Source organism: Rathayibacter sp. YIM 133350, from assembly GCF_037404875.1.
In the GTDB taxonomy this organism is placed as follows: Bacteria; Actinomycetota; Actinomycetes; order Actinomycetales; family Microbacteriaceae; genus Orlajensenia.
On record NZ_JBBELO010000022.1, the window covers coordinates 123,340 to 145,769 of the forward strand.

Genomic DNA, 22,430 nt, shown 5'->3' on the forward strand with positions numbered 1-22,430 from the left:
CTACAACTCCTACTTGCGCTTCTTGCCGACGGTGCGACGGCGAACGATGAGCTTGTCGCTTTCCTTGTTGGGGCGACGGGTGCGTCCCTCGGCCTGGCCCCACGGGCTGACCGGGTGGCGACCACCGGAGGTCTTGCCCTCACCACCACCGTGCGGGTGGTCGATCGGGTTCATGGCCACACCACGCACGGTCGGGCGGATGCCCTTCCAGCGGTTGCGGCCGGCCTTGCCCCAGTTGATGTTGGACTGCTCGGCGTTGCCGACCTCGCCGACGGTCGCGCGGCAGCGCGCGTCGACGTTGCGGATCTCGCCCGAGGGCAGACGCAGCTGCGCGTAGGGGCCGTCCTTGGCGACGAGGCGAACCGAGACACCGGCGGAGCGGGCGATCTTGGCACCGCCACCGGGACGCAGCTCGATCGCGTGGATCACGGTACCGGTGGGGATGTTGCGCAGCGGCAGGTTGTTGCCCGGCTTGATGTCGGCGTTGGGGCCCGACTCGATCGCGTCGCCCTGGGCGAGCTTGTTCGGAGCCAGGATGTAGCGCTTGGTGCCGTCGGCGAAGTGCAGCAGCGCGATGCGCGCGGTGCGGTTCGGGTCGTACTCGATGTGAGCGACCTTGGCAGGCACGCCGTCCTTGTCGTTGCGACGGAAGTCGATCACGCGGTACTGGCGCTTGTGGCCACCACCGATGTGACGCGTCGTGATGCGACCCTGGTTGTTGCGGCCACCGGTCTTCGACAGGGGCTTCAGCAGCGACTTCTCAGGGGTCGAGCGGGTGATCTCCGCGAAGTCGGCGACGGACGAGCCGCGGCGGCCCGGGGTCGTGGGCTTGTACTTACGAATAGCCATGTTCTCTCGTCTCCTAGCCGACAGCCGTGAAGATGTCGATGGAACCGGACTTCAGCGTGACGATGGCACGCTTGGTGTCCTTGCGCTTGCCGGTGCCGAAACGCGTGCGACGGGTCTTGCCCTGACGGTTCAGCGTGTTCACCGAGGCGACCTCGACCGAGAAGATCTTCTCGATGGCGAGCTTGATCTCGGTCTTGTTCGCACGGGGGTCCACGACGAACGTGTACTTGCCCTCGTCGATCAGGCCGTAGCTCTTCTCGGAGACGACCGGCGCGATGATGATGTCGCGGGGGTCCTTGTTGTGGGCGGCGCTCATGCCGAGACCTCAACCTTCTTCGTCTTGGATGCGATGAAAACGTCCAGGGCACCCTTGGTGAAGACGATGTCGTCGGAGACGAGCACGTCGTAGGCGTTCAGCTGGTCGGCCGAGAGCACGTGGACGGTCGGCAGGTTGCGCACGGCCTTGAGAGCCTGCTCGTCACCGCGCTCGAGCACGATGAGAACGTGCTTGGACGTGGCGATCTGCTCCAGCAGCGCGACGACGGCCTTGGTCTTCGGGGTCTCACCGATGGTGAGCGACTCGACGACGTGCACGCGGCCGCCACGAGCGCGGTCCGAGAGCGAGCCGAGCAGAGCCGCGGCGATCATCTTCTTGGGGGTGCGCTGGGCGTAGTCGCGAGGAGTCGGGCCGTGCACGATGCCACCGCCGGTCATCTGGGGAGCGCGGATCGAGCCCTGACGAGCGCGACCGGTTCCCTTCTGCTTGAACGGCTTGCGACCGGCGCCGGAGACCTCGCCGCGGTTCTTGGTCTTGTGCGTACCCTGGCGCGCGGCAGCGAGCTGGGCGACGACGACCTGGTGGATGAGCGGCACGTTGGCCTGAACGTCGAACAGCTCAGCGGGGAGCTCGACCGAGCCGGAGGTCTTTCCGGTCACGTCGATGATGTCGACGGTGTTGGTAGCGGTAGCCATGCGGTTACGCCCCCTTCACTGCGTTGCGGACGAAAACGAGGCGACCACGAGCACCGGGAACGGCACCCTTGATCAGCAGCAGGCCCTTCTCGGCGTCGACCGAGTGAACCTTGAGGTTCAGCACGGTGACGCGCTCGGCGCCCATGCGGCCGGCCATGCGCATGCCCTTGAAGACACGGCTGGGGGTCGAGGATGCACCGATCGAGCCGGGCTTGCGGTGGTTGCGGTGCGAACCGTGCGAAGCGGAGACGCCCTTGAAGTTGTGGCGCTTCATGACACCGGCGGTGCCCTTGCCCTTGCTCGTGCCGACGACGTCGACGAGCTGGCCGGCTTCGAACACCGTGGCGTCGAGCTCCTGGCCGAGGCTGTACTGGTCGGCGTCGGCGGTGCGCACCTCGGTGAGGTGGCGGCGCGGCGTCACGCCGGCCTTGTCGAAGTGACCGGTCGCGGGCTTGTTCACCTTGCGCGGGTCGATGGCGCCGGCGGCGATCTGAACGGCGCTGTAGCCGTCGACCTCAGCGGTGCGAATCTGCGTGACGACGTTGGGGCTGACCTCGATGACGGTCACGGGAACGAGCTTGTTGTTCTCGTCCCAGACCTGGGTCATGCCAAGCTTCGTGCCGAGCAGACCCTTGCTGGTCTTGTTAGCAGTAGACATGGTTGTTTCCCTTAGAGCTTGATCTCGATGTTGACGTCAGCAGGCAGGTCGAGACGCATGAGCGAGTCGACGGCCTTGGGCGTCGGGTCGATGATGTCGATCAGCCGCTTGTGCGTACGCATCTCGAAGTGCTCGCGGCTGTCCTTGTACTTGTGGGGCGAGCGGATGACGCACACCACGTTCTTCTCCGTGGGGAGGGGCACAGGGCCGACGACGGTCGCGCCGGCACGGGTCACGGTGTCGACGATCTTGCGCGCCGAGGTGTCGATGACCTCGTGGTCGTACGACTTGAGACGAATGCGGATCTTCTGTCCCGCCATGTCTGACTCTCTCTCTTGTTCAAGGCGTCTTACATCCGTGAGGCTGCATTGGACGCCGTCGTAGCACTACTTGAATTCGCACCACTGTTTATCTGTCAAAGGCGGTCCTGCTCGGACCGGCCATACCCTCGACCCCGCACTCGGGCGTGTCGCCGTCGTGGCGCAGAGTTAGCCCCTGCACGATGGGTTGTCGATGAAGTAGTGTTCTTCCACCCGCGGCCTAACCTGATCCATCCGGAGGTTATGCACAGCCTGGTGGTGATTCGAACCCGCACGAAAGCGTCGTTCGAAATGTTGAACTCATTGAGTTTGCCATAGTCCGGAGCCACCTGCAAGCCCGGGCGTGTCGCGCGGACCGGACTCCCCGCCCTTTCCCAGATACCCGCGATTTCGCGGGCGACGCAGCCGCCGCGCCGGCCCTCCCCCGCCCCTTGCGCCACTTCCCCGGCCGTTGCGCCAGATCACCTGGCGCAACGGCCGTGAAGGTGGCGCAACCGCGCGGAAAAGCGGCGGCATCCGTCGTACGCTCGACGGAACAGGAACGGGGTGTTCGATGGTGGATGAGTTGCTGGCCGGTCAGCGCACGGCTCACGGAAGCGTTTCGGCGAAGCGCACCGGCGAACGCACCTTCGAGGGGCGCAACGAACGCGGCGCAACCGTGCGCATCGGGCCCGAGGATGCTCCGGATGCCTTCACCCCGGGCGAGCTGCTGAAGGTCGCGCTAGCCGCGTGCGCCGGCATGAGCTCGGACCGGGTGATCGCCCGGCGCCTCGGCGAGGACTTCTCGGCCACCTTCTGGGCCCACGGCGTCTCCGACCCCGCCACGAACCGCTACAGCGCGATCGACGAGGAGATCGTCCTCGCGGGACTCGACGCGATGGCCGAGCAGGATCGCGCCAAGCTGCTCGACCTCATCCACCGTTCGATCGACAAGGGCTGCACGGTCGCCCGCAGCGTCGAGGGATCCATCGACCTCACAAGCACGGTGTCCGACGTCGCCGGCGCCTGAGCGTTCACCGAGCCGCAATCCTCACATTGCGTCGGGAGGCGCTGGGGGCGACGCGGCTCGGACTGCTCTGCGAGCGCCCGGTCGAGAACTCGCCCCTCGTCTGCGTGCGAGCAGGAGGAGACCGAGGAGGAGTACCGCGACGGCGACGGGAACCCAGGAGATCGCGTCGGAACCCGTTCCTGCGAGCCCGGCGCCACTCCCCTCAGCCGTCGTGGGATGTGAAGAGACGTAGCCCGCGTTGACGTTCGTCACGACCGCCAGCTCACCGCTCACCCCCAGCGGCGAGGTCACGCCATCAGCTGCAGGCTTGGAGCCCGTTGCCACATCGACGCGGCGAGTGGTCAGGCTCTCGCCGTCGGAGCTCGTGGGGAAGGCCACGGTGTAGAAGCCGAAGGGAACGGTGAAGCTGTAGTGGCCAGCGGCATCTGTCGTGGTCGTCACCGGGTTGCCGGAGTCATCGAGCACCGGAGTCCGGTCGGCAGCCAGAAGCTTCACCGGAACATCGGCGATGGCGGGTTCGCCTCCGTCGAGCACTCCCGATCCGTCGATGTCCCGCCAGGCCACGCCCTCGATGGATCCCGTGACGAGGCTCACACGAGCGATCGCCGACTCCGCGCGGGGAAGCGGGAACACCTGGCCAGCACCGCTCACTCGCGTCGCTCGCCAGGCGATGGTCGTGTCGGCCGGCGACGTTCCCGGAGCGACCGGCGTCGAGCCGAGGAGGGCCGGATCGGCGATCGCCGGAGCGGCGAGGGCCGGAGCGGCGATCGTGAGCGCCAACGGGGACGGGCCACTGGGCGGGGCTGTCATCGAGTACTCGATGGCCAGCGGGGGGTTGTCGGCGTCGGGCGCTTCGTAGGGTTCGGACACCTTCATTCTCAGAGCCGTGACGGATGCCGGCGGCGGCATCGTGTTCGTCCAGTCGTCGTCGCACGGCCCCTGGTCGCCGTCGAAGAGTTCCGGTCGGCAGGGCTCCAGCGATGTCGAGTACGACACCTCCACGAACGACGGAACCGTCGTCATGCCTACGAAGACCGGAGTCCACTCACTGGCGCGCCTCTGATCCCGCAGTTCCGGCGTCAGCGGGTGGTCGCCCGGGTGGGGGAAGACGTCGTACATCACGAAATCGCCGACCCGGTAGTTCTGACGGTTCTCGACGAGAATCCGGTAGTCGATGGGAGCCGCCGCCGCTCGCCCGACATCGTCGATGAACGCGCCCTTCGTCCATTCGTCTGCCGGATCGACACGTGTGAAGATCTGTGCGGTGACGGCCGCCGATCCCACGGCCGTCCAGCTCTCGGATGCGATCGCCACCCGCTCGGCCGTCACGCCATCAGCGTCGGCGTCGAACTGGTCGGCCTCGGCACCCACCGACGGGGCGAGATCGGTGGTCCCGTCGAAGAGGTAGACGAGCATGGCCTCGTTGCCCGTCCGGGTTCCATCGCGAACTGCCTGTGCTACCTGGGTTCGGAAGGTGACGGTGGGCAGCTCCCCGCGGGTGAAGAACGCGTGGTCCGGCGAGGCGGTATCCGCCGGGTTGTCGATGACGTGGGAAGGATCCCAAGTGAAGATCAGCTCGGTACGGGGTTCCCCGTCGACGACGATGGTCGCTGTCGTGACCGACGGCTCCGCACCGTCGAGCATGCCCAAGTTGGACCATCCCACGGAACCCTCGACGAGCGTCTGACCAGCAGGAATCACCACCGCCATTCGTGGATTGAGCGGCGTACCGTTCAGCCCGTTCGTCATGACGGCGCGCCACTGAGGCGTGTCGCGCGGCGCCAGTGCCGAGACCGGGTCGTCCGCCGTGACAGTCACAACGGGATCGGGGGCCGGCTGGGTGAAGGTACGCGGGTACTGGAAGCTGTCGTTGCCCCCGAACCACTGGCCCGTGGCCGGCGATCCCCACGGGAATCCGCCGGCGTACGTCATGGCCGCGATCGCATTGGACATCTGACTGAATCCGGAATCGGCGAATGCCTGCGTGGAACTGCCGTACATGTCCGCCGAGACCATGTTGTAGTAGTCCACCTGGTCGTAGACGACTCGCACGTCCGTGACGATCTCACCGGCGGGTACCCCGAGGCTGTACACGGTCGGGGTACCCGCTGATGCACCGACGCTGATTCCCGTCTGCGTTATGAGTCCGCCGTCGGAGGACTCGCCCTCGATCGCCGGCGTCGGGCCTGCGGGTCGTGGCGCATCGACGATGTCGGTCGGCGCGTGGACCGCGATCTGGATGGGTCCTGCGGCAGCGGCTGGAGGATTCCACTTGTAGACCTTGCCGACAGTGCCATCCCACGTCACGGCCTCGAACTGCACGATCTTGGACGCCGTGTAATTGTCCAGAGCGATCCAGCGCGTCTCGAATGCGGGCGCGTGGCATTGGTTCGCCGGAACCGACCAGTCGCCGGGAACGTTTCCCACCAGCGGATCCGAGCCCCGTGGCGCAGGCGAGACAGCGGCGGTGGCCGTGACACAGGGAATGCGGCTGGTGTTCACGATCACGTTGTAGCGGTCGGGCCAGGGCTTCAGGCCGATAGCCGCCATGTACCAGTACCCGTAGATGCGCCAGTCGTAGATCGCCGAGGTGTTGGTCCGCGAGATGGCTCTCGGAGCCGCCCAGTCGCCGCCACTCGTTCCGCGGAAGATCGTCGTCGTCCCGTAGCTGTTGTTGGAGGAATCGCCGACGAAGGTGTGCTGCACGGAGTCCGTACCGCTGAGGGCAGACCCGTCGAGGCCGGTCGCCGTCACCTGCAGGCTCGCCTCGTGGTTCACTACGGCCGGCGGCGATGCCGGGGCCGGTTCGAAGACCGCAGAGGGGTAGCGCACGGTGATGGAATAGGTGCGCGTCGGTTCGTCGCAGGAGTTCGCCGAAGGAGCACTCGTCCGCCACGTCGCCACGTTGCCCGCCACCGAGCCGCCGTTGCCGATCGACTCGACCTGGACACCCGGTGGGAGCGTGAGAGCGAGGGTCACATCGCTGAAACCGAGGCCGCCGAGGGCGGTCAACCCTGGATTGCAGTCGTAGATCAAGTAGGTGACAGGCCTGTCGACGACGACCGCCGTCTCATCCGTCGGATCCTGCATCACAAGGTTGGCCGTGATGGATGCCGCCGCGGTGACAACGGTCGCACCCGACGTCTCGGAGGCATCAGCCTGCCCGTCCGAGCCATAGGTGATCGTCTGAACGATGGACGTGTTCGGCAGCGTCGTGAGGTTGGGGATCAACCAGCTGACCTGAAGCTCACCACTCGTCCCGCCGGGGATCGGGGCAAGGTTGATCGAGACCACGTCCCCCGATGTGACGGAGGCCACGTCGGCATTGACGACGGCCTGCCCGGATTCCGGCGCAGCTCCAACGGGGATCGGGGCATCGATCCTCGCTCCAGTGCAGAAGTCGACGAGGGTCGAGCAGGAGTACGGAAGCCTGAAGACAGCTCTGGCACCGGCCTGGATGCTCGGGTCGATGGTCGAGACCTCCGCTATGAACGCCTGCCCTTCGGCGGCCAACGCCATCGGCGCGGCGGGCGTCAAGAACGTGATCAGCCCTACGGTCACCGCTATCGCGACGGCACGGAACCGACGCAGCGTGCCCCCGCCGTCCTTCTCCGACTCCTGTGTCGACATACCCCAGCCTTCCCCTGAACGCGCTTGGGTGATCTCAACCCTAAACGCGAACGTGACGATCTGTCATCTGCGGCTGCCGTCCCATCCAGCATGTGCGCTCGACCGACCCTCGAGCGCTATTCCTCGAGCTGGAGGCTCGTCACTCCCCGCGGTCACGCGTCCGGAACGCCCTCGCCTTCTCAGCAGCATCGCGCCGAGGATCACGGAGGCCACTGCGAGCATCGGCAGCGCCGGGGAACCGGGCCAACCTGAGGAGGCGAGACCCGTACGAGAATCCGCAGCCGGAGCCGGAGCGGCAGGGCACAGCGCCAACCCCGTAGGCGGATTGACGTGGATGGCGGCGGACGGGTTCACGCGGAACTCGAGGGTCCAGTCGTCCCGGAGAGCGATGCCCTTGGCATCCACGAGTGCTGAGGAGACCTGTATCTCGCCCACGAGCGGATCGTCCGGCTGCCAGCCTGCCGGAATGGGCAGATACTGCACGGCGTCCGCGCCATCGGCGAGGATGCCCGCACTATCGGATGGGAGGATGGAGGCGTCGCGATGAGGGAAGACGTCGTCCTCCCACCAGATGACCGCGACTCGGGGTTCCGGGGTCGCCGGCACACCGGTCAAACTGATGTCGTACTGCAGGTACCCGAGATCGCCCCGGCACGTCACGTACGCCCCCGAGATCGTGAGGCTGGCCTCGTTCCCGCACAACTCGGGATAGAGCACCTGCGTGGTGCGCACCTCGGTGATGAAGGCGCCGCCGCCATCCCATCCCGTCGCGGCCACCCGCGGCCCGCAGGGCGCCCCCCAGTCGTTCTGGCGCGGCTCCGTCTCCTCGCGGGCATCCACGGCCACATTCCCGTTGATGAGGGCGTTGTCGGTATTCGAGTCGGTGCCGACCTCGGCGTTGGGCAGTGTGACGATGGCGATCGAGGGCTGCGGGAAGACGTTCTCGCTCACCTCGATCGTCTCGCGCAGCGCCCTCGCGTCCTCTGGAGCGCCGATCGGGGCGAGCAGCGGGTTCGACTCGTTCACGGCCCGAGGCGCGGCTTCGATTCCAGATCCGCCATCGGCGTCCGGTGGAGGAGGTTCGGGGAGTGTTTGGGAAACCGGCTCGGGGTCTCCGAGATCCGCCAGCTCATCCCTATTGAGAGTGCCCGCGCCGACGCGGAGGAACGGGCCGGGCCCCGTGAAGCGATTGCCGGTCACGGAGACACCGGTGCTCGATGCGGAGCCGGGGTCATTGACATCGTCGTAGAGCGTCGTGACGGAGATGGCCGCCGAGGTGGGCACCGACGGCGTGAACGCGATGTCATTGTCGGAGATCGACAGGCCGTGCACGGGAGTCGCCTGGATGACGTACTGCGCCTGTCCCGTCACCGTGTTATCTGCGAACGTCACGTCGTACGCACCGAGCGGCAGGTAGAGCCCTCGAGGATTGTCGACGAAGCTGTTACGCGTGAACAGCACGTCACCGCTCGGTCGGATCACGTCGAGGGGCGGCGAGACCGAGGGGTTGATGGTTAGGTTGCCGATGGCGTAGTTATCGGTGAAGCTCGAATCCGTGAGCGTGTAGTCGGTGACGCCCTCCGTGTACGTCGCCCACCAGACCGTGTCAGATACCGTCGCCCGCTGCACCAGAACCCCATCCGTCATGTCCCAGTAGAGGGCCGTGGAACCGCCCGTGATCACCGCATCGGTGACGGTGATGTTCGCGGAGTAGTAGAAGCGGATGCCGTTGCTGCCGCCCCGCTGCTCATTGCCCGCCGGGCCCGGGTGACCGGTGATTTGGGGCGACGTGATCGTCACGTTCTTAGCCTCGTGTCCGGTTATCGCCTCGCCGGCCGAGTCGATGACCGCGTTCGTGATGATCGCGCCCGTGCTGCTGCCGAGGTAGATACCGCTGCCCACATCGCTCAACCGGGCGTCGGAGATCACGGCCCCCGCCATCGGCGCGGCGAGGTAGACGCGGCCCTCCGCGATCGCCTGCGTCACACCCGAGATGGTGGGCGCCACGATGCGCGCCGCCGGAGCGCGGCCGATGGAGAGCCCGATCGCCGTGGTGAGGCCGGGCGTTGCGGTGATCACCGGTCGCGTGAGGACCGCACCGGTCATCGCGCCGAGCGAGATGCCCAACCCGTTGATCGAGGGCGGCGGAGCGGGACGCCAGATCTCCACGGTGCAATCCGTGATGACGAGCCCGGCGTTCGTGTTCGTTCCAGGCGTGAGGACGCCGCTGCTGTAGCCGGAGATGGACACATCGACGGCCGCCACGTCTGCGGCATTCTGAACGGAGACGCCGACGGTCGTACCCGACGAGGATGCGCCCGTGATCGTGGTTGTCAAGATCCGCGCTCCCGTAGTGGCGCCGAGTGTGACGCCGTAGAGCGAACCCGAGATTCTGCTGTCGCTGATGCTCGGACCGACCGCCGTGCTCGCTGCGGCCACGAAGACGCCGCGGCCGACGCCAGAGATGTCCACGCCCTCTATCGCGACACTCGCGGCATCATCGACGTTGATTCCGTACGAGGTGGTGCTCGAGATCGGCGGCCCGGTGATCGTCGTCGCCGTGACGGAGGCGCCGACCGTCTCACCCAGGCTGATGCCGATCGCCGCCGCATTGACGACCGAGATCGACCCTCCGCTGATCACGGGGCCGGCGCCGGCGTTGGTGGCTGATGTGGAGATGCCGTTCTGCACACCCGAGATGACAGTGTCCGTGACCTGGGCGCCGACGCTGCGGAGCAGGCTCAGTCCGGTACTCGCGCCCGCGACCGACGCCCCGGTGATCGTGACGGCGGTGAGACGAGCGCCCGTGGTCGTCCCCAGGCCGATGCCGACCGCCCCGGCCACGGTGTTCAACGTCACCGACCCGCCGATCACCTGCGCCCCGGCAGCGGTGCTGGCATCGGAGGCGTAGATGCCACGGCTGACCCCAGCGATGGTGACGTTCGTCGCAACCACAGCGCCCGCCGCCGCCAGGTTGATGCCGTAGGTCGTTCCAGCGCTGCTGCCGCAATCGATCTGCACATCTGTCACCTGTGCGCCAGTCGTGGCGCCGAGAGCGATGCCCGTGGTGCAGCCCGGGCCGATGGTGCCATCCGAGATCTGCGGGCCGGCGCCGCTGTTGGCCGCCGAAATCGCGATCGGTTGGGCGAGGCCCGTCATGGAGAACTGCCCGATCTGCGCCCCCGACGTGCTGCCGAGACTGACGCCGACCGCGCCGGCCACGGCATCCGGGTTTGCGAGGGCGATGCCGGTGAGTGCGGCATTGCTCGACGTCACGGTCACCAACGCGGCTGCGGCGAGCGAGTCCAGCGTGATCGACTGCACGGTGATGCCGCCGCCGCTGATGCTCATGCGGCCGTAAAGATCCGTTGCCGCGGACGCCCGAAGGGTGACCAGCCCGGGAACAGCGAGAACCGCGTTGTAACGGTAGGTTCCCGGAACGATGTTCACGATGCCACCGGCACCGGCGGTGTTCAGAGCCTGCTGGAGCGTGATCTTCGTCGCGGGCTCGGGGCCGGTGCCCGTCCACGCGAGCAGGGCGGCATCCGAAGCCGTCGGCGGCGCAGCCAGCGATGCTTCGCCCCGAGGTGCCCGAGACGTGGCCGGTGTCTGGGGCGCCGAGTCTGCTGTCGGCGTGGGCGTGGGCGTCGGTTCCGCGCTCGGCGTCGGGGTGGACGACGGTGTCGGCGCGGACGTCGGCGTCGGTTCCGTACCCGGGGTCGGTTCCGGTGTCGGCTCAGGCGTGGGGGTGGGCGTGGGCGTGGGCGTCGGCTTTGGGGAGGGCGTCGGCTCTGGGGCCGGGGTCGGCTCGGGCGTCGGCGTGGGCTCAGGCGCCGGCGCCGGCGCCGGCGTCGTTGTCGGCTCGGGCGCGGGAGCAGAGACCGTTGCCGCCTCGCTCACTCCATCGGCTGTCGGCGTCGACGCGCCGGCGTCGGCCCACGCCTGCGAAGGCAGGACGAACGTTCCGACCAGCGTGATGGCCCCGGCCAACGCCAGTGTCCTGAAGGCCGACGATGCCCGTCGTCGTCCCTCGCCCAGGATGGCCGTTCCCCCGCCAACCCGTCGTCGCATCCGCTGCCTCCCCGACCGCGCGTAACCCGCACACTAGCGCGAACCCGAGGGGCTGTCACCTTTCACCGGTGCGGCGGGATACCAAAAGGGGCCGGGCCCGAAGGCCCGACCCCTTGTCGGTATGTCGCGAGGACTACTTGACGATCTTGGTGACCGTACCGGCACCCACGGTGCGTCCACCCTCACGGATGGCGAAGCCGAGGCCCTCCTCCATGGCGATGGGCTGGATCAGCTCAACGTTCATGTCGGTGGTGTCGCCGGGCATGACCATCTCGGTGCCCTCAGGCAGCGTGATGACGCCGGTGACGTCGGTGGTGCGGAAGTAGAACTGCGGACGGTAGTTCGCGTAGAACGGGTTGTGACGGCCACCCTCATCCTTGGAGAGGATGTAGGCGGTGCCCTCGAACTGGGTGTGCGGCGTGACCGAACCCGGCTTGACGACGACCTGGCCGCGCTCGACGTCTTCGCGCTTGGTGCCGCGAAGGAGCAGACCACAGTTCTCGCCGGCCCAGGCCTCGTCGAGCTGCTTGTGGAACATCTCGATACCCGTGACCGTGGTCTTCTGCGTCGGGCGGATGCCGACGATCTCGACCTCGGAGTTGATCTTCAGGGTGCCGCGCTCGGCGCGACCCGTGACGACGGTTCCACGACCGGTGATCGTGAAGACGTCCTCGACGGGCATGAGGAACGGCTTGTCCTTGTCGCGGATGGGGTCCGGAACGGACTCGTCGACGGCGTCCATGAGGTCGAGGATGGACTGGGTCCACTTCTCGTCACCCTCGAGGGCCTTCAGGCCCGAGACGCGAACGACGGGAGCGTCGTCGCCGGGGAAGCCCTGGCTGGACAGCAGCTCGCGAACCTCGAGCTCGACGAGCTCCAGGATCTCCTCGTCGTCGACCATGTCGGCCTTGTTCAGCGCGACGAGCAGGTAGGGAACGCCGACCTGCTTGGCGAGCAGAACGTGCTCACGGGTCTGAGCCATCGGGCCGTCGGTGGCGGCGACCACGAGGATCGCGCCGTCCATCTGGGCAGCACCGGTGATCATGTTCTTGATGTAGTCGGCGTGACCCGGGGCGTCAACGTGCGCGTAGTGGCGCTTCGGCGTCTCGTACTCGACGTGCGAGATGTTGATCGTGATGCCGCGCTGGCGCTCCTCGGGAGCGGAGTCGATCGACGCGAAGTCGCGCTGCACGTTGGTGGCCGACGGGTACTTGTCGGCGAGCACCTTCGAGATCGCTGCGGTGAGCGTGGTCTTGCCGTGGTCGACGTGACCGATCGTTCCGATGTTGACGTGCGGCTTGGTCCGCTCGAACTTGGCCTTAGCCACTGTGGGTCCTCCTCAGGACTGACGAGTAGAAGTTTCGGGCACGGGCTTGTGACCGGTTTCTACGGGGGTTTGTTTTGTTATGTTACGCGAACCCGGAGGTTCGTGCTGAGACGGGCTATTCGCCCTTGTTCTTCTGGACGATCTCGTCGGCGACAGCCTTCGGAACCTCCGCGTAGCTCTCGAAGGTCATCGAGTACACGGCGCGGCCCGAGGTCTTCGAGCGCAGGTCGCCGATGTAGCCGAACATCTCCGACAGCGGAACGTTGGCGCGAATGACCTTCACACCGCTTGCGTCCTCCATGGACTGGATCTGACCGCGACGCGAGTTCAGGTCGCCGATGACGTCACCCATGTATTCCTCAGGGGTGCGCACCTCGACAGACATGAGCGGCTCGAGCAGAACCGGGTTCGCCTTGCGAGCGGCTTCCTTGAAGCCCATCGATCCGGCGATCTTGAACGCCATCTCCGAGGAGTCGACGTCGTGCGCGGCGCCGTCGAGCAAGCTCGCCTTGACGCCCACCATCGGGTAACCGGCGAGGATGCCGTACTGCATGGCGTCCTGGAAGCCGGCGTCGACCGACGGAATGTACTCACGGGGGATGCGACCGCCGGTGACCTTGTTCTGGAACTCGTAGACCTTGTCAGCCGTGATCTCGAGGGGCTCGAGGGCGAACTGGATCTTCGCGAACTGGCCGGAACCACCGGTCTGCTTCTTGTGCGTGTAGTCGTGACGCTCGACGGCCTTCTTGATCGTCTCGCGGTAGGCCACCTGCGGCTTTCCGACGTTCGCCTCGACCTTGAACTCGCGCTTCATGCGGTCGACGAGGATGTCGAGGTGAAGCTCGCCCATTCCCTTGATGACCGTCTGGCCGGTCTCGGAGTTCTGCTCGGTGCGGAAGGTCGGGTCCTCCTCGGCGAGCTTCTGGATCGCGGTGCCCAGCTTCTCCTGGTCGGCCTTGGTCTTGGGCTCGATGGCGACCTCGATGACGGGCTCGGGGAAGGTCATCGACTCCAGCACGACCTGGTTGCCCGGGTCGCTCAGGGTGTCGCCGGTCGTGGTGTCCTTCAGGCCGATCACCGCGTAGATGTGGCCCGCGGTCACGAAGTCGACCGGGTTCTCCTTGTTGGCGTGCATCTGGAAGATCTTGCCGATGCGCTCCTTCTTGCCCTTGGTGGAGTTGATCACCTGGGCACCCGAGTCAAGACGACCCGAGTAGACGCGCACGTAGGTCAGACGACCGAAGAACGGGTGCGTGACGACCTTGAACGCGAGCGCCGCGAAGGGCTCGTCGGCGTCGGCGTGACGCTCGATGACCTTCTCCTCGTCGCGCACGTCGTGGGCCTCGATGGCCGGAACGTCGAGCGGGCTGGGGAGGTAGTCAACGACGGCGTCCAGCATCGGCTGCACGCCGCGGTTCTTGAAGGCCGAGCCGCACAGCACGGGGTAGATCTCGCTGTTGACGGTGAGCTTGCGGATGGCGCCCTTGATCTCGGCGACCGTGAGCTCCTCGCCGCCGAAGAACTTCTCGAGCAGCTCGTCGCTCGTCTCGGCGACGGTCTCGAGCAGCACCTGACGGTACTCGTTCGCCTTCTCGACGAGATCGGCGGGGATCTCCTCGACGGCGTACTTGGCGCCCATCTCGACGTCACCCTTCGCGTCGCCGCGCCACGTGAGTGCGCGCATCTCGACGAGGTCGACGACGCCCTCGAAGTCGCTCTCAGAGCCGATCGGCAGCTGGAGCACGAGGGGCTTGGCGCCGAGGCGCTTGATGATGGTGTCGACCGTGAAGTAGAAGTCGGCGCCCAGCTTGTCCATCTTGTTGACGAAGCAGATGCGGGGAACGTCGTACTTGTCGGCCTGACGCCACACCGTCTCGGACTGGGGCTCGACGCCCTCCTTGCCGTCGAAGACGGCGACGGCGCCATCGAGCACGCGGAGCGAGCGCTCCACCTCGACGGTGAAGTCGACGTGTCCGGGGGTGTCGATGATGTTGATCTGGGTGCCGTTCCAGAAGCACGTGGTGGCAGCAGAGGTGATCGTGATGCCACGCTCCTGCTCTTGGGCCATCCAGTCCATCTGCGAAGCACCGTCGTGCGTCTCGCCGATCTTGTGGGTGATACCCGTGTAGAACAGGATGCGCTCGGTGGTGGTGGTCTTGCCGGCATCGATGTGGGCCATGATGCCGATGTTGCGGACCTTCTTCAGGTCCGTGAGCACGTCGAGTGCCACAGGGTTCCTCCGGGAGAGATGTAGTGGTGAAAATCAGGGGCGAGCGCTCGGGACCATCCGGTCCCTGAGCATGTCGAAGGGCCGGACGGGACCGAGCGCTCGCTTGCCGACTACCAGCGGTAGTGGGCGAATGCCTTGTTCGACTCGGCCATCTTGTGGGTGTCTTCGCGGCGCTTGACCGCGGCTCCCAGGCCGTTCGAGGCGTCGAGGATCTCGTTGGTGAGACGCTCGGTCATGGTCTTCTCGCGGCGGGCCTTGGCGTAGCTGGTGAGCCAGCGCAGTGCCAGGGTGTTCGCGCGGTGCGGCTTGACCTCGACGGGCACCTGGTAGGTGGAACCGCCGACGCGGCGCGAGCGCACCTCGAGCGTGGGGCGCACGTTGTCGAGCGCCTTCTTCAGGGTGACGACAGCATCCTGACCGTTCTTGGACGAGACGGCCTCGAGCGCGTCGTACACGATGTGCTCGGCGAGGCCCTTCTTGCCGTCCTTCAGGATCTTGTTGACGAGCTGGCTGACGATCGGCGCGCCGTAGACCGGGTCTGCGACGACGGGGCGCTTGGGCGCGGGTCCTTTACGAGGCATTACTTCTTGTCCATCTTCGCTCCGTAGCGGCTACGCGCTTGCTTACGGTTCTTGACCGCCTGGGTGTCGAGGGCGCCGCGCACGATCTTGTAGCGCACGCCGGGGAGGTCCTTCACACGACCGCCGCGCACGAGCACCATCGAGTGCTCCTGCAGGTTGTGGCCCTCACCGGGGATGTAGGCCGTGACCTCGGTACCGTTCGAGAGCTTGACACGAGCGACCTTGCGCAGAGCCGAGTTCGGCTTCTTCGGGGTCGTGGTGTAGACGCGCGTGCAGACGCCGCGCTGCTGGGGGTTGGCCTTCAGGGCGGGAGCCTTGGTCTTGGTGACCTTCGGCGAGCGCCCCTTGCGGACCAACTGCTGAATGGTTGGCACTGTTTCTCCTTGTTGTGCTGCACGGTGACAGCGTTGATGATGTGTCATCACGACCCACCGTCAGCACAGAGAAGCGCTGAAGTTGTGTGGTGGGTATGCCGTGGGGGCGACTCGCAAAAGCGCCCTGACAGTGTGGTTTCCGTTCAAGCCGGTTCCGTGCGACCCCTTGAGCTTGTCGCAGGGCACGGTTCAAGCGCGCTCAGAGCGCACACCTGAACAACTCTAGCTGGCCGCATGTCGCCGGTCAAACGGATGCGGCCCTCATCAGCTGCTGCACAGCATCCGGAGCCACAACGTCCATCGGTGGTTGTAACGCGTTGCGGCGCTCCCCTATTCCGCCGCTGCCGCCAACGACCCGCAGGCTAGAAACCGGGCCAGAGGGGGGAGTCCAGTTCGCGGTCGAGGTCGGCGAGCAGCTGCGCGATCTGCGGCTCGACGATGTCGGAGACCGCCCGCTCGATGCGCGCCCGGTGGTGGCTGAGCTCGGTGCACACGCGCTTGCCGATCTGGCGGGCGTACTCGTCCGCGAGCTTCACCTCAGCCCGGATGGCCTCCTTCTCGCGCTCGGTCAGCGGCTCGGGAGGCAGCGGCGCGCTTTCGGCCGCGGTCTGGCTGGCCAGTTCGCCCAGGGTGAAGAGATAGGGGGCGTCGGGCTCGGGCTCGGGATCCAGCTCCAGCCCGGTCGCCTCGGGGGCGAGCCCATCCGCCGGGCGGTACGGTCGTTGCGCCTTGCGCTGCTCGGAGAGTTCGATCTCTCGGCGCAGCAAGGGCAGGTTGCGGTCGGTGTAGTCATCCACCGCCGCGTCGATGATGAGCTTCATGCGCATCGTGAGGGCGTGCTGCACGGCGTGCGGTACGTCGGTCGCGAGCCCCGCCGCGGCCACGATGGGCGAGCCGAAGCAGCGCCGGCACAGCCGGGTACGCGAGCGATGCGTTCCGGGCCGCCAGCGCGGCAGCCACCGCAGCCAGTTGTCGACTTCGTGGCTCACACGGGCTTCGATCGAGCCTTCCACGTGATCACCGTACCGGCACAGCGAGGTTGACTCGCCACTTTTTGCGGGTTCCGAGCGCCCCCGAGCCACAAAAAGTGGCAAGTCGGCACCTCTTCGTTGAACGGCGAAGGGGGAAGGGCGCCTGCGCCCTTCCCCCTTGATCGCCATTGCGACCGGCTGATCAGCCGCCGGCGAGCTGCTGGTCGAGGTCCTGAATGGCCTGCATCATGCCGCGAAGCGATTCGCCCATGTCGCCGATGCCATCCGTGGCCGTCTTCAGCCCCGTCGTCAGCTCCTCGTAGCCCTGGCCGAACTTGCCCGACGCGTGCTGCGTCTTGAAGTCGTTGCCGAGCAGGTCGTCGACGGCGCTCTTGAGCTGGTCGAGCTGGCCCTGGATGTCGTCGCGAGCAGCGCTCAGCTTGTTCGACATCGCCTCCATCTCGGCGTATGACGCTCCGAAATCTGCCATAGTCCTGAACCTTCCTTACTCTTCTCGGATCGGCCCCCTCGGACCACCTGGCTTCACGCTATCGAGGGCCGCCACGATCGGCCAATGGGGAGAGGTACCCACATACGGGGCGGTAGGCTCAGCGCGGTTCGGCTGCGCCCTGCAGCAACTGCTCGGTGGCCCGCACCTGCTCCCCCGTGAGCTGCCCGCGCTCGAGCTGCAGGCGCAGCGCCTCGCTTTCGGCGGCGCGCACAGCGGCGCGCTCGGCCGCCGAGCTCACGTTCCACACGTGACGACGCCAGTCATCGAGCCGGCCCTGTACACCGAGGTCGGCGTCGGAGGCGTCCGTACCCGCGTCGGTCGTCGGATGCACAGACTCGCCGACCCTGGTCCAGCGCGGTCGCCGTCGATCGTGACGGATGGCGAAAACCGACAGCACGCCGCAGCCGATCGCCGCGAGCACCTGAAGCACGAGCCCGGCGACCGCGCCCCCGTTTCCCTGGAGTTCGTCGAATCGGCCGAGCACGACGAGCGCGGCGATCGCCCACAACACGGCGTAGAAGACGAAGAGGCCACCGGCGAAATTGCCACCGCGATAAAAGGGGCTGGAGGTGCGCAGGGGCTCCAGCCACACGAACAGCCCCAGCGCGATCGCCATGGCGACACCGGAGGCGAGCGCCATCGCGACCGGGTCGGGCGCCGAAGAAGAGACGAGCCCCGCGAGCACGAGGGCCGGTGCGATCAGCGCCAGTGTGAACGCGATCACGCTCCACCAGCTGTATGCACGCGAGACCGACGGCTTGGCGGCATCCGACTCGACAGGCCCGCGCTCGCCCTCTGCTTCTCGAGCGGTGCGCAACACGACCGGAAGACTGGCTGCCGCCTCGGGGTTGGTGGAGATGATGGCGAGTTGCCGCACGGCACGGGCCGCCTCGTGTGCGGTGAGCCGTTCGGGCATCGCCTGCACGCCTCGCGCGATGGCCTCTCGAACGGCGGGTGAGAGCCCCGCGGGACTCTGCGGCCGATCAGCGCTCATGAGGCCGCCTCCGGCAGCTCCGCCAGCGACGCAGGTTCACGGCCGCGTCGGAGTTCTCCGGCCATCCGCGCGGAAGGGCTAACGACGCGCTCCATCGACGATCGCAAGGTAACCGGGCATCAGCTGGAACGCCCCCAGAGGCATCGCCTCCAGGGCCGCTCCGTCGGCCGCGACCAGAAGGTACCGCTTGACGAGGGCGGCGACTGCCGCGTTCCGATCGGCGAGCGCGGCCGCCGTGGCGGCATCCGTCGGAAGCGCCCCGAGTGCCGTCAGGGCTTCGGAGCGCGCCCGGTCGACCTCCTCGACGATGTCGGCGACGCGGGGTTCGAGGTCGCTCGTCGCAGCCGCCACCTGCCGTGCGCGGGAGCTCGACCGTTGCCGTATGACGAGGCACGAGCCGACCACGACGACGGCGGCCACGACGTTCACGGCGATGGGCGCACCGGGACTCTCGCCGGCCAGCCGGGGGTTCCACGCCGGAAGTCCGACCGCGGCGATCGCCTCGAGGGCGGCGACCACGGCTGTGCCCACGAGGTAATTGGTGCCGAAGCGCACGAGATGCACCTCGCGCACGGACAGGATGGCCATCACGAGGGCGATGACCGCGGCCACGACCATGAGAACGGCGGATGCGACGAGGGCGGTATCGAGCGGAACCGCACGGCGTACGACGAGCAGGGCCAGCGCGAGGACGGGCACGATCAGCAGGAGGAAGCCTGCGATGGAGCGGATGATTCTCCCGCGCGGCGAGAGCGGCGGATCGGAGCGTCGTCGCAGCTCGGCGAGGGTCGCCGTCGCGTCGAGGCGTGCGTCGATCTCGCCCAGCCGGCGCCGGAAGGCGTCCACCAGGGCGTCGATCGCGGGAACCGCCTCGGGGGCCGACAGAAGTGCGCGACGTTCGAGGGCGGCCATCGCCTCAGGTGAGCGGTCGACGGTGCCCGCGACCTGCACGGAGGCCAGCGCAGGCTGCGACGGATCGGCGCTCATCGTGTCGAATCCTCGGTACGCGGCTCTTCGTCCGCGGTCTGGCCTGCGGGGGATTCGCGGATACGGATGGTGTTGACGATCTCATCGAGCTCGGCCTCGAGCAGGCCGATGATGGTCGGCGTGCTCGGGCTGCTGAAGACGTGCACCACTCCATGCCGGGTGGGGAATGCATAGCTCAGACCACCCGCGGTCACGTCGTCGGCGAAGCGGTCGGCGACGATGAAGGCACCCTTCCTGCCCCGGCCGAGCTCGGGCGATTCGACGTCTTCGACGATGGGTGGCAGGGCGAGGTCGACCGTGGGGATGAGCGCCCAGTCGAGGGATCGGGAGTCCACGGCATCCGAGGCGAGCACTTCGACATGGATGATGGCGATCGCGGGAACCTCGAGCGGGCGGAAGAGGAGCGTGTGAAGATCTCCGGGCAGAATCTGGCCGCGCGCGGCGTCGAACAGCTCACGCAGCTCGCCCGCATCCGCCGCAGCAGAACCGGCGGGACTGCCGGCATAGAGGGCGCTGACCGCGCCGATCCACTCGTCATGGTCGAGGCCGTCGGGAGTCGGGAACTCCCGCGGAAGCACGCTCCAGCTGGCATCCGGGGTCAGCAGCTCGATGATCATGCCGGCACCCACTGGAAGGTCGAGATGATCGTGTCCGAGACCGCTGTGAGGCTGCGCACCACGTCGTCCTCCGGGGAGATGTCGATGGGATGCGCGATGACCGTCGTGAACTGCACGGCTTCGCGTCGGGCCGAGCCCGGTACCGGAGTGAGGTAGGCGAGAGTGTGGGTCGCCGCCCGATCCGCTCCGATGGTCTGCACGTCGTCCTTCTCCCAGCGCAGCATCGAGGAGTCACCGCCCAGGGGGTGCGCACCGTGGTCACGGATGAGGGAGACGACCTGGCTGTCGAGGCTCATTCCCGGCTGCGCCCTTACGCGGGTTGCCGTGATGCTCATGGGCATGACAAGCCCTTCCGGTGCGTCGGTCTGCAGGTACAGCGCGATGCCGTCCCGCCGACGCAGGTCCTCCATGGCACGATGCAACTGAGCGCGAAGTTGGCCATACAGGTCTGGGCGATGCGCCGGCTTGAGTCGCGCGCCCGCGCGGGCCACCAACGCGGCCTCCGCCTGCGCATCCGGCCGGAATTCCTCCCAGCCGGCCGGCAGCACGATTCCGAAGCCCGGCACCGCCCGTCCGAGCAGTTCGTCCTTCAAAGACACGCGGCCCTCCCCCGATGCGATGAGCGCACAACGCAGACCACCTTATCGGTCACCGCGTCGACGCCAGCTCCTTCTCCCACGTCTCGACGTCAGGTCCGTCGTCACTCATGAGGTCGGCCATGCTCACGATGTTCGCCACGGTCGTCTTCACGTTCACCTCGCCGACGTGGCCGAGGATGACCTCGGCGGTCGCGAGATTCCGGGTGGATGCCACTGAGCTGCCGAGGTCGGCGAACTTGCCGGCGTCCGCTAGGCCCATGTACCGCGCGAGGATGTTCTGGCCGGTGACGGTCGTCGAGAATCCCGACCGCACCCCGCTCCAGAGCCCGCTCGCTCCACCGGTGAAGTGGGCGAGGCCGCTTCCGCCGTTGAACGCGGTACGGGCGGCCGACCAGCCGTTCCTCACCTGGCCCCAGCCCTCGGCGAAGTCGTCCGCCGCCACGAAGCCCTTGCCGACGGCCTTGGCTCCGACGGCGCCGCCCTCGGCGAACTTCGCGAACTTGGCGAACGGGATTACCCCGACGATGGCCCAAGCCAGGTCGACGCCGTCGGCGCGATGCTGGGTCATCTGGTAGATCGTGCCGATGAGCGTGAGGATGGCGACGATCGTCGCGAGTGCTGCGATGATCGGGCCGCCGATGACCAGCGCGAGCACGGCGAGCACCAGTCCGACGTAGGCGAGCACCTTGAGAGCCACCTCGACGAAGCCCGCCAGGTTGTCATTCCAGTGGTCGTGGATGCCGGACTCCATGGCATCGCTGATCTTGGACGCGGCGCTCTCGAACGCCTCGTCCCAGGTGTCCCACTTCGCGTCGTACTTCTCGCCCTCGGCGTCGAAGAGGGCCTTGTAGTGATCACGTTGCGTGTCGGCGCTGGAGAGGTCGTGATCGAGCTGGGTCTGCTCGGGCGTCTTGCCTGTCTGACCAGCCGGCGGCGGCGTCTGCGGGGCGTGGGCCTTCTTGTCGAGCTCGTTCCAATGCGCCTGCGCGGAGGAGTACTTGTGCCAGTAGTCCTCGGCGTCGTCGATGATTCCGCGCAGCCCTGTCTGTACTTCCGCGAGTGCGCTGCCGTAGTTACGGATCGCTTCGCCGGAGGGCCCGTAGAGCTTCCCCGCCGCACGAAGGTCGTTGAAGACATCGCCGACGACCTCGCGGATCTTGTCGAGCGAGAGTCCCTTCATGCCCGAGGCGCCGTCATGGATGGCCTCGAGAATGCCGGCCGAGCCGATCATCTGCTCGCCGAGGCTGTGGATCTGGTTGCCGCGAGAGATGATGTCGGACGCATTGCCTTCGATCCACTCGATCTCGCGACCCTTGGGTGACGTGTCCACGTGTTCTTCCCTCAGTTCTTCTTCGGAAGCTTGGATGCGGCATCCGCATCGACCTTGAGGCTGTTCGCGGCCTTCGTGTCCCAGTCCTGCCAACCCTGGCCCGCCTGCTCGACGTGCTGCTGCACCTTGCCCAGGTCCTCCTTGAGCTTGGAGCGCTTGTCGTCCCAGCTGCCCTCGAAGTCGTGCGCGCGATCACGCAGCTTGTCGCGGCCGCAGGGCCGGCCGATGGCGTCCTGCAGGTCGCCCTCGCGCTCCTCCGCCTCTTCGAGCTCCACGAGAATCTGCTTCAACGAACCGTTGAGCTGGTTCAGCACCGAAAAGCTGATCAGTACGTCTGACATTGGTCTCCTCCCCTGCTCATCCGATCTCCCTCAACCTAATCCGGGCCTCGCGGCGACCG

20 protein-coding genes are annotated in these 22,430 nt (G+C 67.0%); 1 reads left to right on the forward strand and 19 read right to left on the reverse strand.

All coding sequences use genetic code 11. The annotated features are described in order from the left end of the window. Positions 1–9: 9 nt before the first annotated feature. The 5 genes from rplB to rpsJ are packed head-to-tail and all read right to left on the reverse strand — an operon-like array spanning position 10 to position 2,799. The gene (gene rplB, locus WDJ51_RS06820) at positions 10–849 is read right to left on the reverse strand and encodes a 50S ribosomal protein L2 (RefSeq protein ID WP_337851681.1); all 840 of its coding nucleotides are present in this window, start codon (positions 847–849) and stop codon (positions 10–12) included. Between the two features lie 13 nt (positions 850–862). Further along, positions 863–1,165 (reverse strand): 50S ribosomal protein L23, encoded by a 303-nt coding sequence (gene rplW / locus WDJ51_RS06825; protein WP_337851682.1) that lies wholly within the window; start codon positions 1,163–1,165, stop codon positions 863–865. Further along, positions 1,162–1,821, reverse strand: coding sequence for a 50S ribosomal protein L4 (gene rplD, locus WDJ51_RS06830; RefSeq protein WP_337851683.1), 660 nt, complete (start codon positions 1,819–1,821; stop codon positions 1,162–1,164). The genes rplW and rplD overlap by 4 nt, the downstream gene beginning before the upstream one ends. Positions 1,822–1,825: 4 nt before the next feature. Then, on the reverse strand, positions 1,826–2,479 hold the full coding sequence (gene rplC / locus WDJ51_RS06835) for a 50S ribosomal protein L3 (RefSeq protein ID WP_337851684.1): 654 nt from the start codon (positions 2,477–2,479) through the stop codon (positions 1,826–1,828). Between the two features lie 11 nt (positions 2,480–2,490). After that, positions 2,491–2,799 (reverse strand): 30S ribosomal protein S10, encoded by a 309-nt coding sequence (gene rpsJ, locus WDJ51_RS06840; protein WP_005050520.1) that lies wholly within the window; start codon positions 2,797–2,799, stop codon positions 2,491–2,493. A gap of 553 nt (positions 2,800–3,352) precedes the next feature. Between rpsJ and WDJ51_RS06845 the strand changes: the two genes are divergently transcribed. Then, positions 3,353–3,808, forward strand: a complete 456-nt coding sequence (locus tag WDJ51_RS06845) for an OsmC family protein (protein WP_337851685.1) — start codon at positions 3,353–3,355, stop codon at positions 3,806–3,808. A gap of 21 nt (positions 3,809–3,829) precedes the next feature. Here the strand turns inward: WDJ51_RS06845 and WDJ51_RS06850 are convergent, their stop codons facing one another. The 14 genes from WDJ51_RS06850 to WDJ51_RS06915 all read right to left on the reverse strand — a co-directional run bounded on the left by WDJ51_RS06850 (position 3,830) and on the right by WDJ51_RS06915 (position 22,371). After that, the gene (locus WDJ51_RS06850; RefSeq protein ID WP_337851686.1) at positions 3,830–7,438 is read right to left on the reverse strand and encodes an SdrD B-like domain-containing protein; all 3,609 of its coding nucleotides are present in this window, start codon (positions 7,436–7,438) and stop codon (positions 3,830–3,832) included. Positions 7,439–7,501: 63 nt separating this feature from the next. Beyond that, on the reverse strand, positions 7,502–11,509 hold the full coding sequence (locus WDJ51_RS06855) for a beta strand repeat-containing protein (protein WP_337851687.1): 4,008 nt from the start codon (positions 11,507–11,509) through the stop codon (positions 7,502–7,504). A gap of 133 nt (positions 11,510–11,642) precedes the next feature. Continuing rightward, positions 11,643–12,836 (reverse strand): elongation factor Tu, encoded by a 1,194-nt coding sequence (gene tuf / locus WDJ51_RS06860; RefSeq protein ID WP_337851688.1) that lies wholly within the window; start codon positions 12,834–12,836, stop codon positions 11,643–11,645. A gap of 115 nt (positions 12,837–12,951) precedes the next feature. Beyond that, positions 12,952–15,066, reverse strand: a complete 2,115-nt coding sequence (gene fusA, locus WDJ51_RS06865) for an elongation factor G (RefSeq protein ID WP_337851689.1) — start codon at positions 15,064–15,066, stop codon at positions 12,952–12,954. Between the two features lie 110 nt (positions 15,067–15,176). Next, positions 15,177–15,647 carry a 30S ribosomal protein S7 gene (rpsG, locus tag WDJ51_RS06870; RefSeq protein ID WP_337851690.1) on the reverse strand — a complete coding sequence of 157 codons (471 nt, stop codon included), beginning with the start codon at positions 15,645–15,647 and terminating at the stop codon, positions 15,177–15,179. Next, positions 15,647–16,021: a 30S ribosomal protein S12 gene (gene rpsL, locus WDJ51_RS06875; RefSeq protein ID WP_337851691.1), complete on the reverse strand. Its 375-nt coding sequence runs from the start codon at positions 16,019–16,021 to the stop codon at positions 15,647–15,649. Before rpsL ends, rpsG begins: the two co-directional genes overlap by 1 nt. A gap of 362 nt (positions 16,022–16,383) precedes the next feature. Beyond that, positions 16,384–17,010: a spermidine/putrescine ABC transporter substrate-binding protein gene (locus WDJ51_RS06880; RefSeq protein WP_337851692.1), complete on the reverse strand. Its 627-nt coding sequence runs from the start codon at positions 17,008–17,010 to the stop codon at positions 16,384–16,386. Between the two features lie 184 nt (positions 17,011–17,194). Beyond that, positions 17,195–17,482, reverse strand: coding sequence for a WXG100 family type VII secretion target (locus tag WDJ51_RS06885; protein ID WP_337851693.1), 288 nt, complete (start codon positions 17,480–17,482; stop codon positions 17,195–17,197). Positions 17,483–17,600: 118 nt separating this feature from the next. Beyond that, positions 17,601–18,497: a hypothetical protein gene (locus WDJ51_RS06890; RefSeq protein WP_337851694.1), complete on the reverse strand. Its 897-nt coding sequence runs from the start codon at positions 18,495–18,497 to the stop codon at positions 17,601–17,603. A 78-nt stretch (positions 18,498–18,575) separates the two neighbouring features. After that, on the reverse strand, positions 18,576–19,484 hold the full coding sequence (locus WDJ51_RS06895; RefSeq protein WP_337851695.1) for a hypothetical protein: 909 nt from the start codon (positions 19,482–19,484) through the stop codon (positions 18,576–18,578). Further along, positions 19,481–20,101 carry a hypothetical protein gene (locus tag WDJ51_RS06900; protein ID WP_337851696.1) on the reverse strand — a complete coding sequence of 207 codons (621 nt, stop codon included), beginning with the start codon at positions 20,099–20,101 and terminating at the stop codon, positions 19,481–19,483. The genes WDJ51_RS06895 and WDJ51_RS06900 overlap by 4 nt, the downstream gene beginning before the upstream one ends. Beyond that, positions 20,098–20,700 (reverse strand): hypothetical protein, encoded by a 603-nt coding sequence (locus WDJ51_RS06905; protein WP_337851697.1) that lies wholly within the window; start codon positions 20,698–20,700, stop codon positions 20,098–20,100. The genes WDJ51_RS06900 and WDJ51_RS06905 overlap by 4 nt, the downstream gene beginning before the upstream one ends. Before the next feature lie 49 nt (positions 20,701–20,749). Beyond that, complete coding sequence (locus WDJ51_RS06910; RefSeq protein ID WP_337851698.1) at positions 20,750–22,030, reverse strand: hypothetical protein; 1,281 nt, start codon at positions 22,028–22,030, stop codon at positions 20,750–20,752. A gap of 11 nt (positions 22,031–22,041) precedes the next feature. Next, positions 22,042–22,371, reverse strand: a complete 330-nt coding sequence (locus tag WDJ51_RS06915; protein WP_337851699.1) for a hypothetical protein — start codon at positions 22,369–22,371, stop codon at positions 22,042–22,044. Between the last annotated feature and the right edge of the window lie 59 nt (positions 22,372–22,430).

Coding starts and splice junctions, on each gene's coding strand:
- WDJ51_RS06885 (WP_337851693.1), bottom strand. CDS start 17,482: ATGGCAGATTTCGGAGCGTCATACGCCGAGATGGAGGCGATGTCGAAC.
- WDJ51_RS06915 (WP_337851699.1), bottom strand. CDS start 22,371: ATGTCAGACGTACTGATCAGCTTTTCGGTGCTGAACCAGCTCAACGGT.
- WDJ51_RS06850 (WP_337851686.1), bottom strand. CDS start 7,438: ATGTCGACACAGGAGTCGGAGAAGGACGGCGGGGGCACGCTGCGTCGG.
- WDJ51_RS06895 (WP_337851695.1), bottom strand. CDS start 19,484: ATGAGCGCCGATCCGTCGCAGCCTGCGCTGGCCTCCGTGCAGGTCGCG.
- WDJ51_RS06900 (WP_337851696.1), bottom strand. CDS start 20,101: ATGATCATCGAGCTGCTGACCCCGGATGCCAGCTGGAGCGTGCTTCCG.
- rplC (WP_337851684.1), bottom strand. CDS start 2,479: ATGTCTACTGCTAACAAGACCAGCAAGGGTCTGCTCGGCACGAAGCTT.
- WDJ51_RS06890 (WP_337851694.1), bottom strand. CDS start 18,497: ATGAGCGCTGATCGGCCGCAGAGTCCCGCGGGGCTCTCACCCGCCGTT.
- rplB (WP_337851681.1), bottom strand. CDS start 849: ATGGCTATTCGTAAGTACAAGCCCACGACCCCGGGCCGCCGCGGCTCG.
- rplD (WP_337851683.1), bottom strand. CDS start 1,821: ATGGCTACCGCTACCAACACCGTCGACATCATCGACGTGACCGGAAAG.
- WDJ51_RS06845 (WP_337851685.1), top strand. CDS start 3,353: ATGGTGGATGAGTTGCTGGCCGGTCAGCGCACGGCTCACGGAAGCGTT.
- rpsJ (WP_005050520.1), bottom strand. CDS start 2,799: ATGGCGGGACAGAAGATCCGCATTCGTCTCAAGTCGTACGACCACGAG.
- rpsG (WP_337851690.1), bottom strand. CDS start 15,647: ATGCCTCGTAAAGGACCCGCGCCCAAGCGCCCCGTCGTCGCAGACCCG.
- WDJ51_RS06855 (WP_337851687.1), bottom strand. CDS start 11,509: ATGCGACGACGGGTTGGCGGGGGAACGGCCATCCTGGGCGAGGGACGA.
- rplW (WP_337851682.1), bottom strand. CDS start 1,165: ATGAGCGCCGCCCACAACAAGGACCCCCGCGACATCATCATCGCGCCG.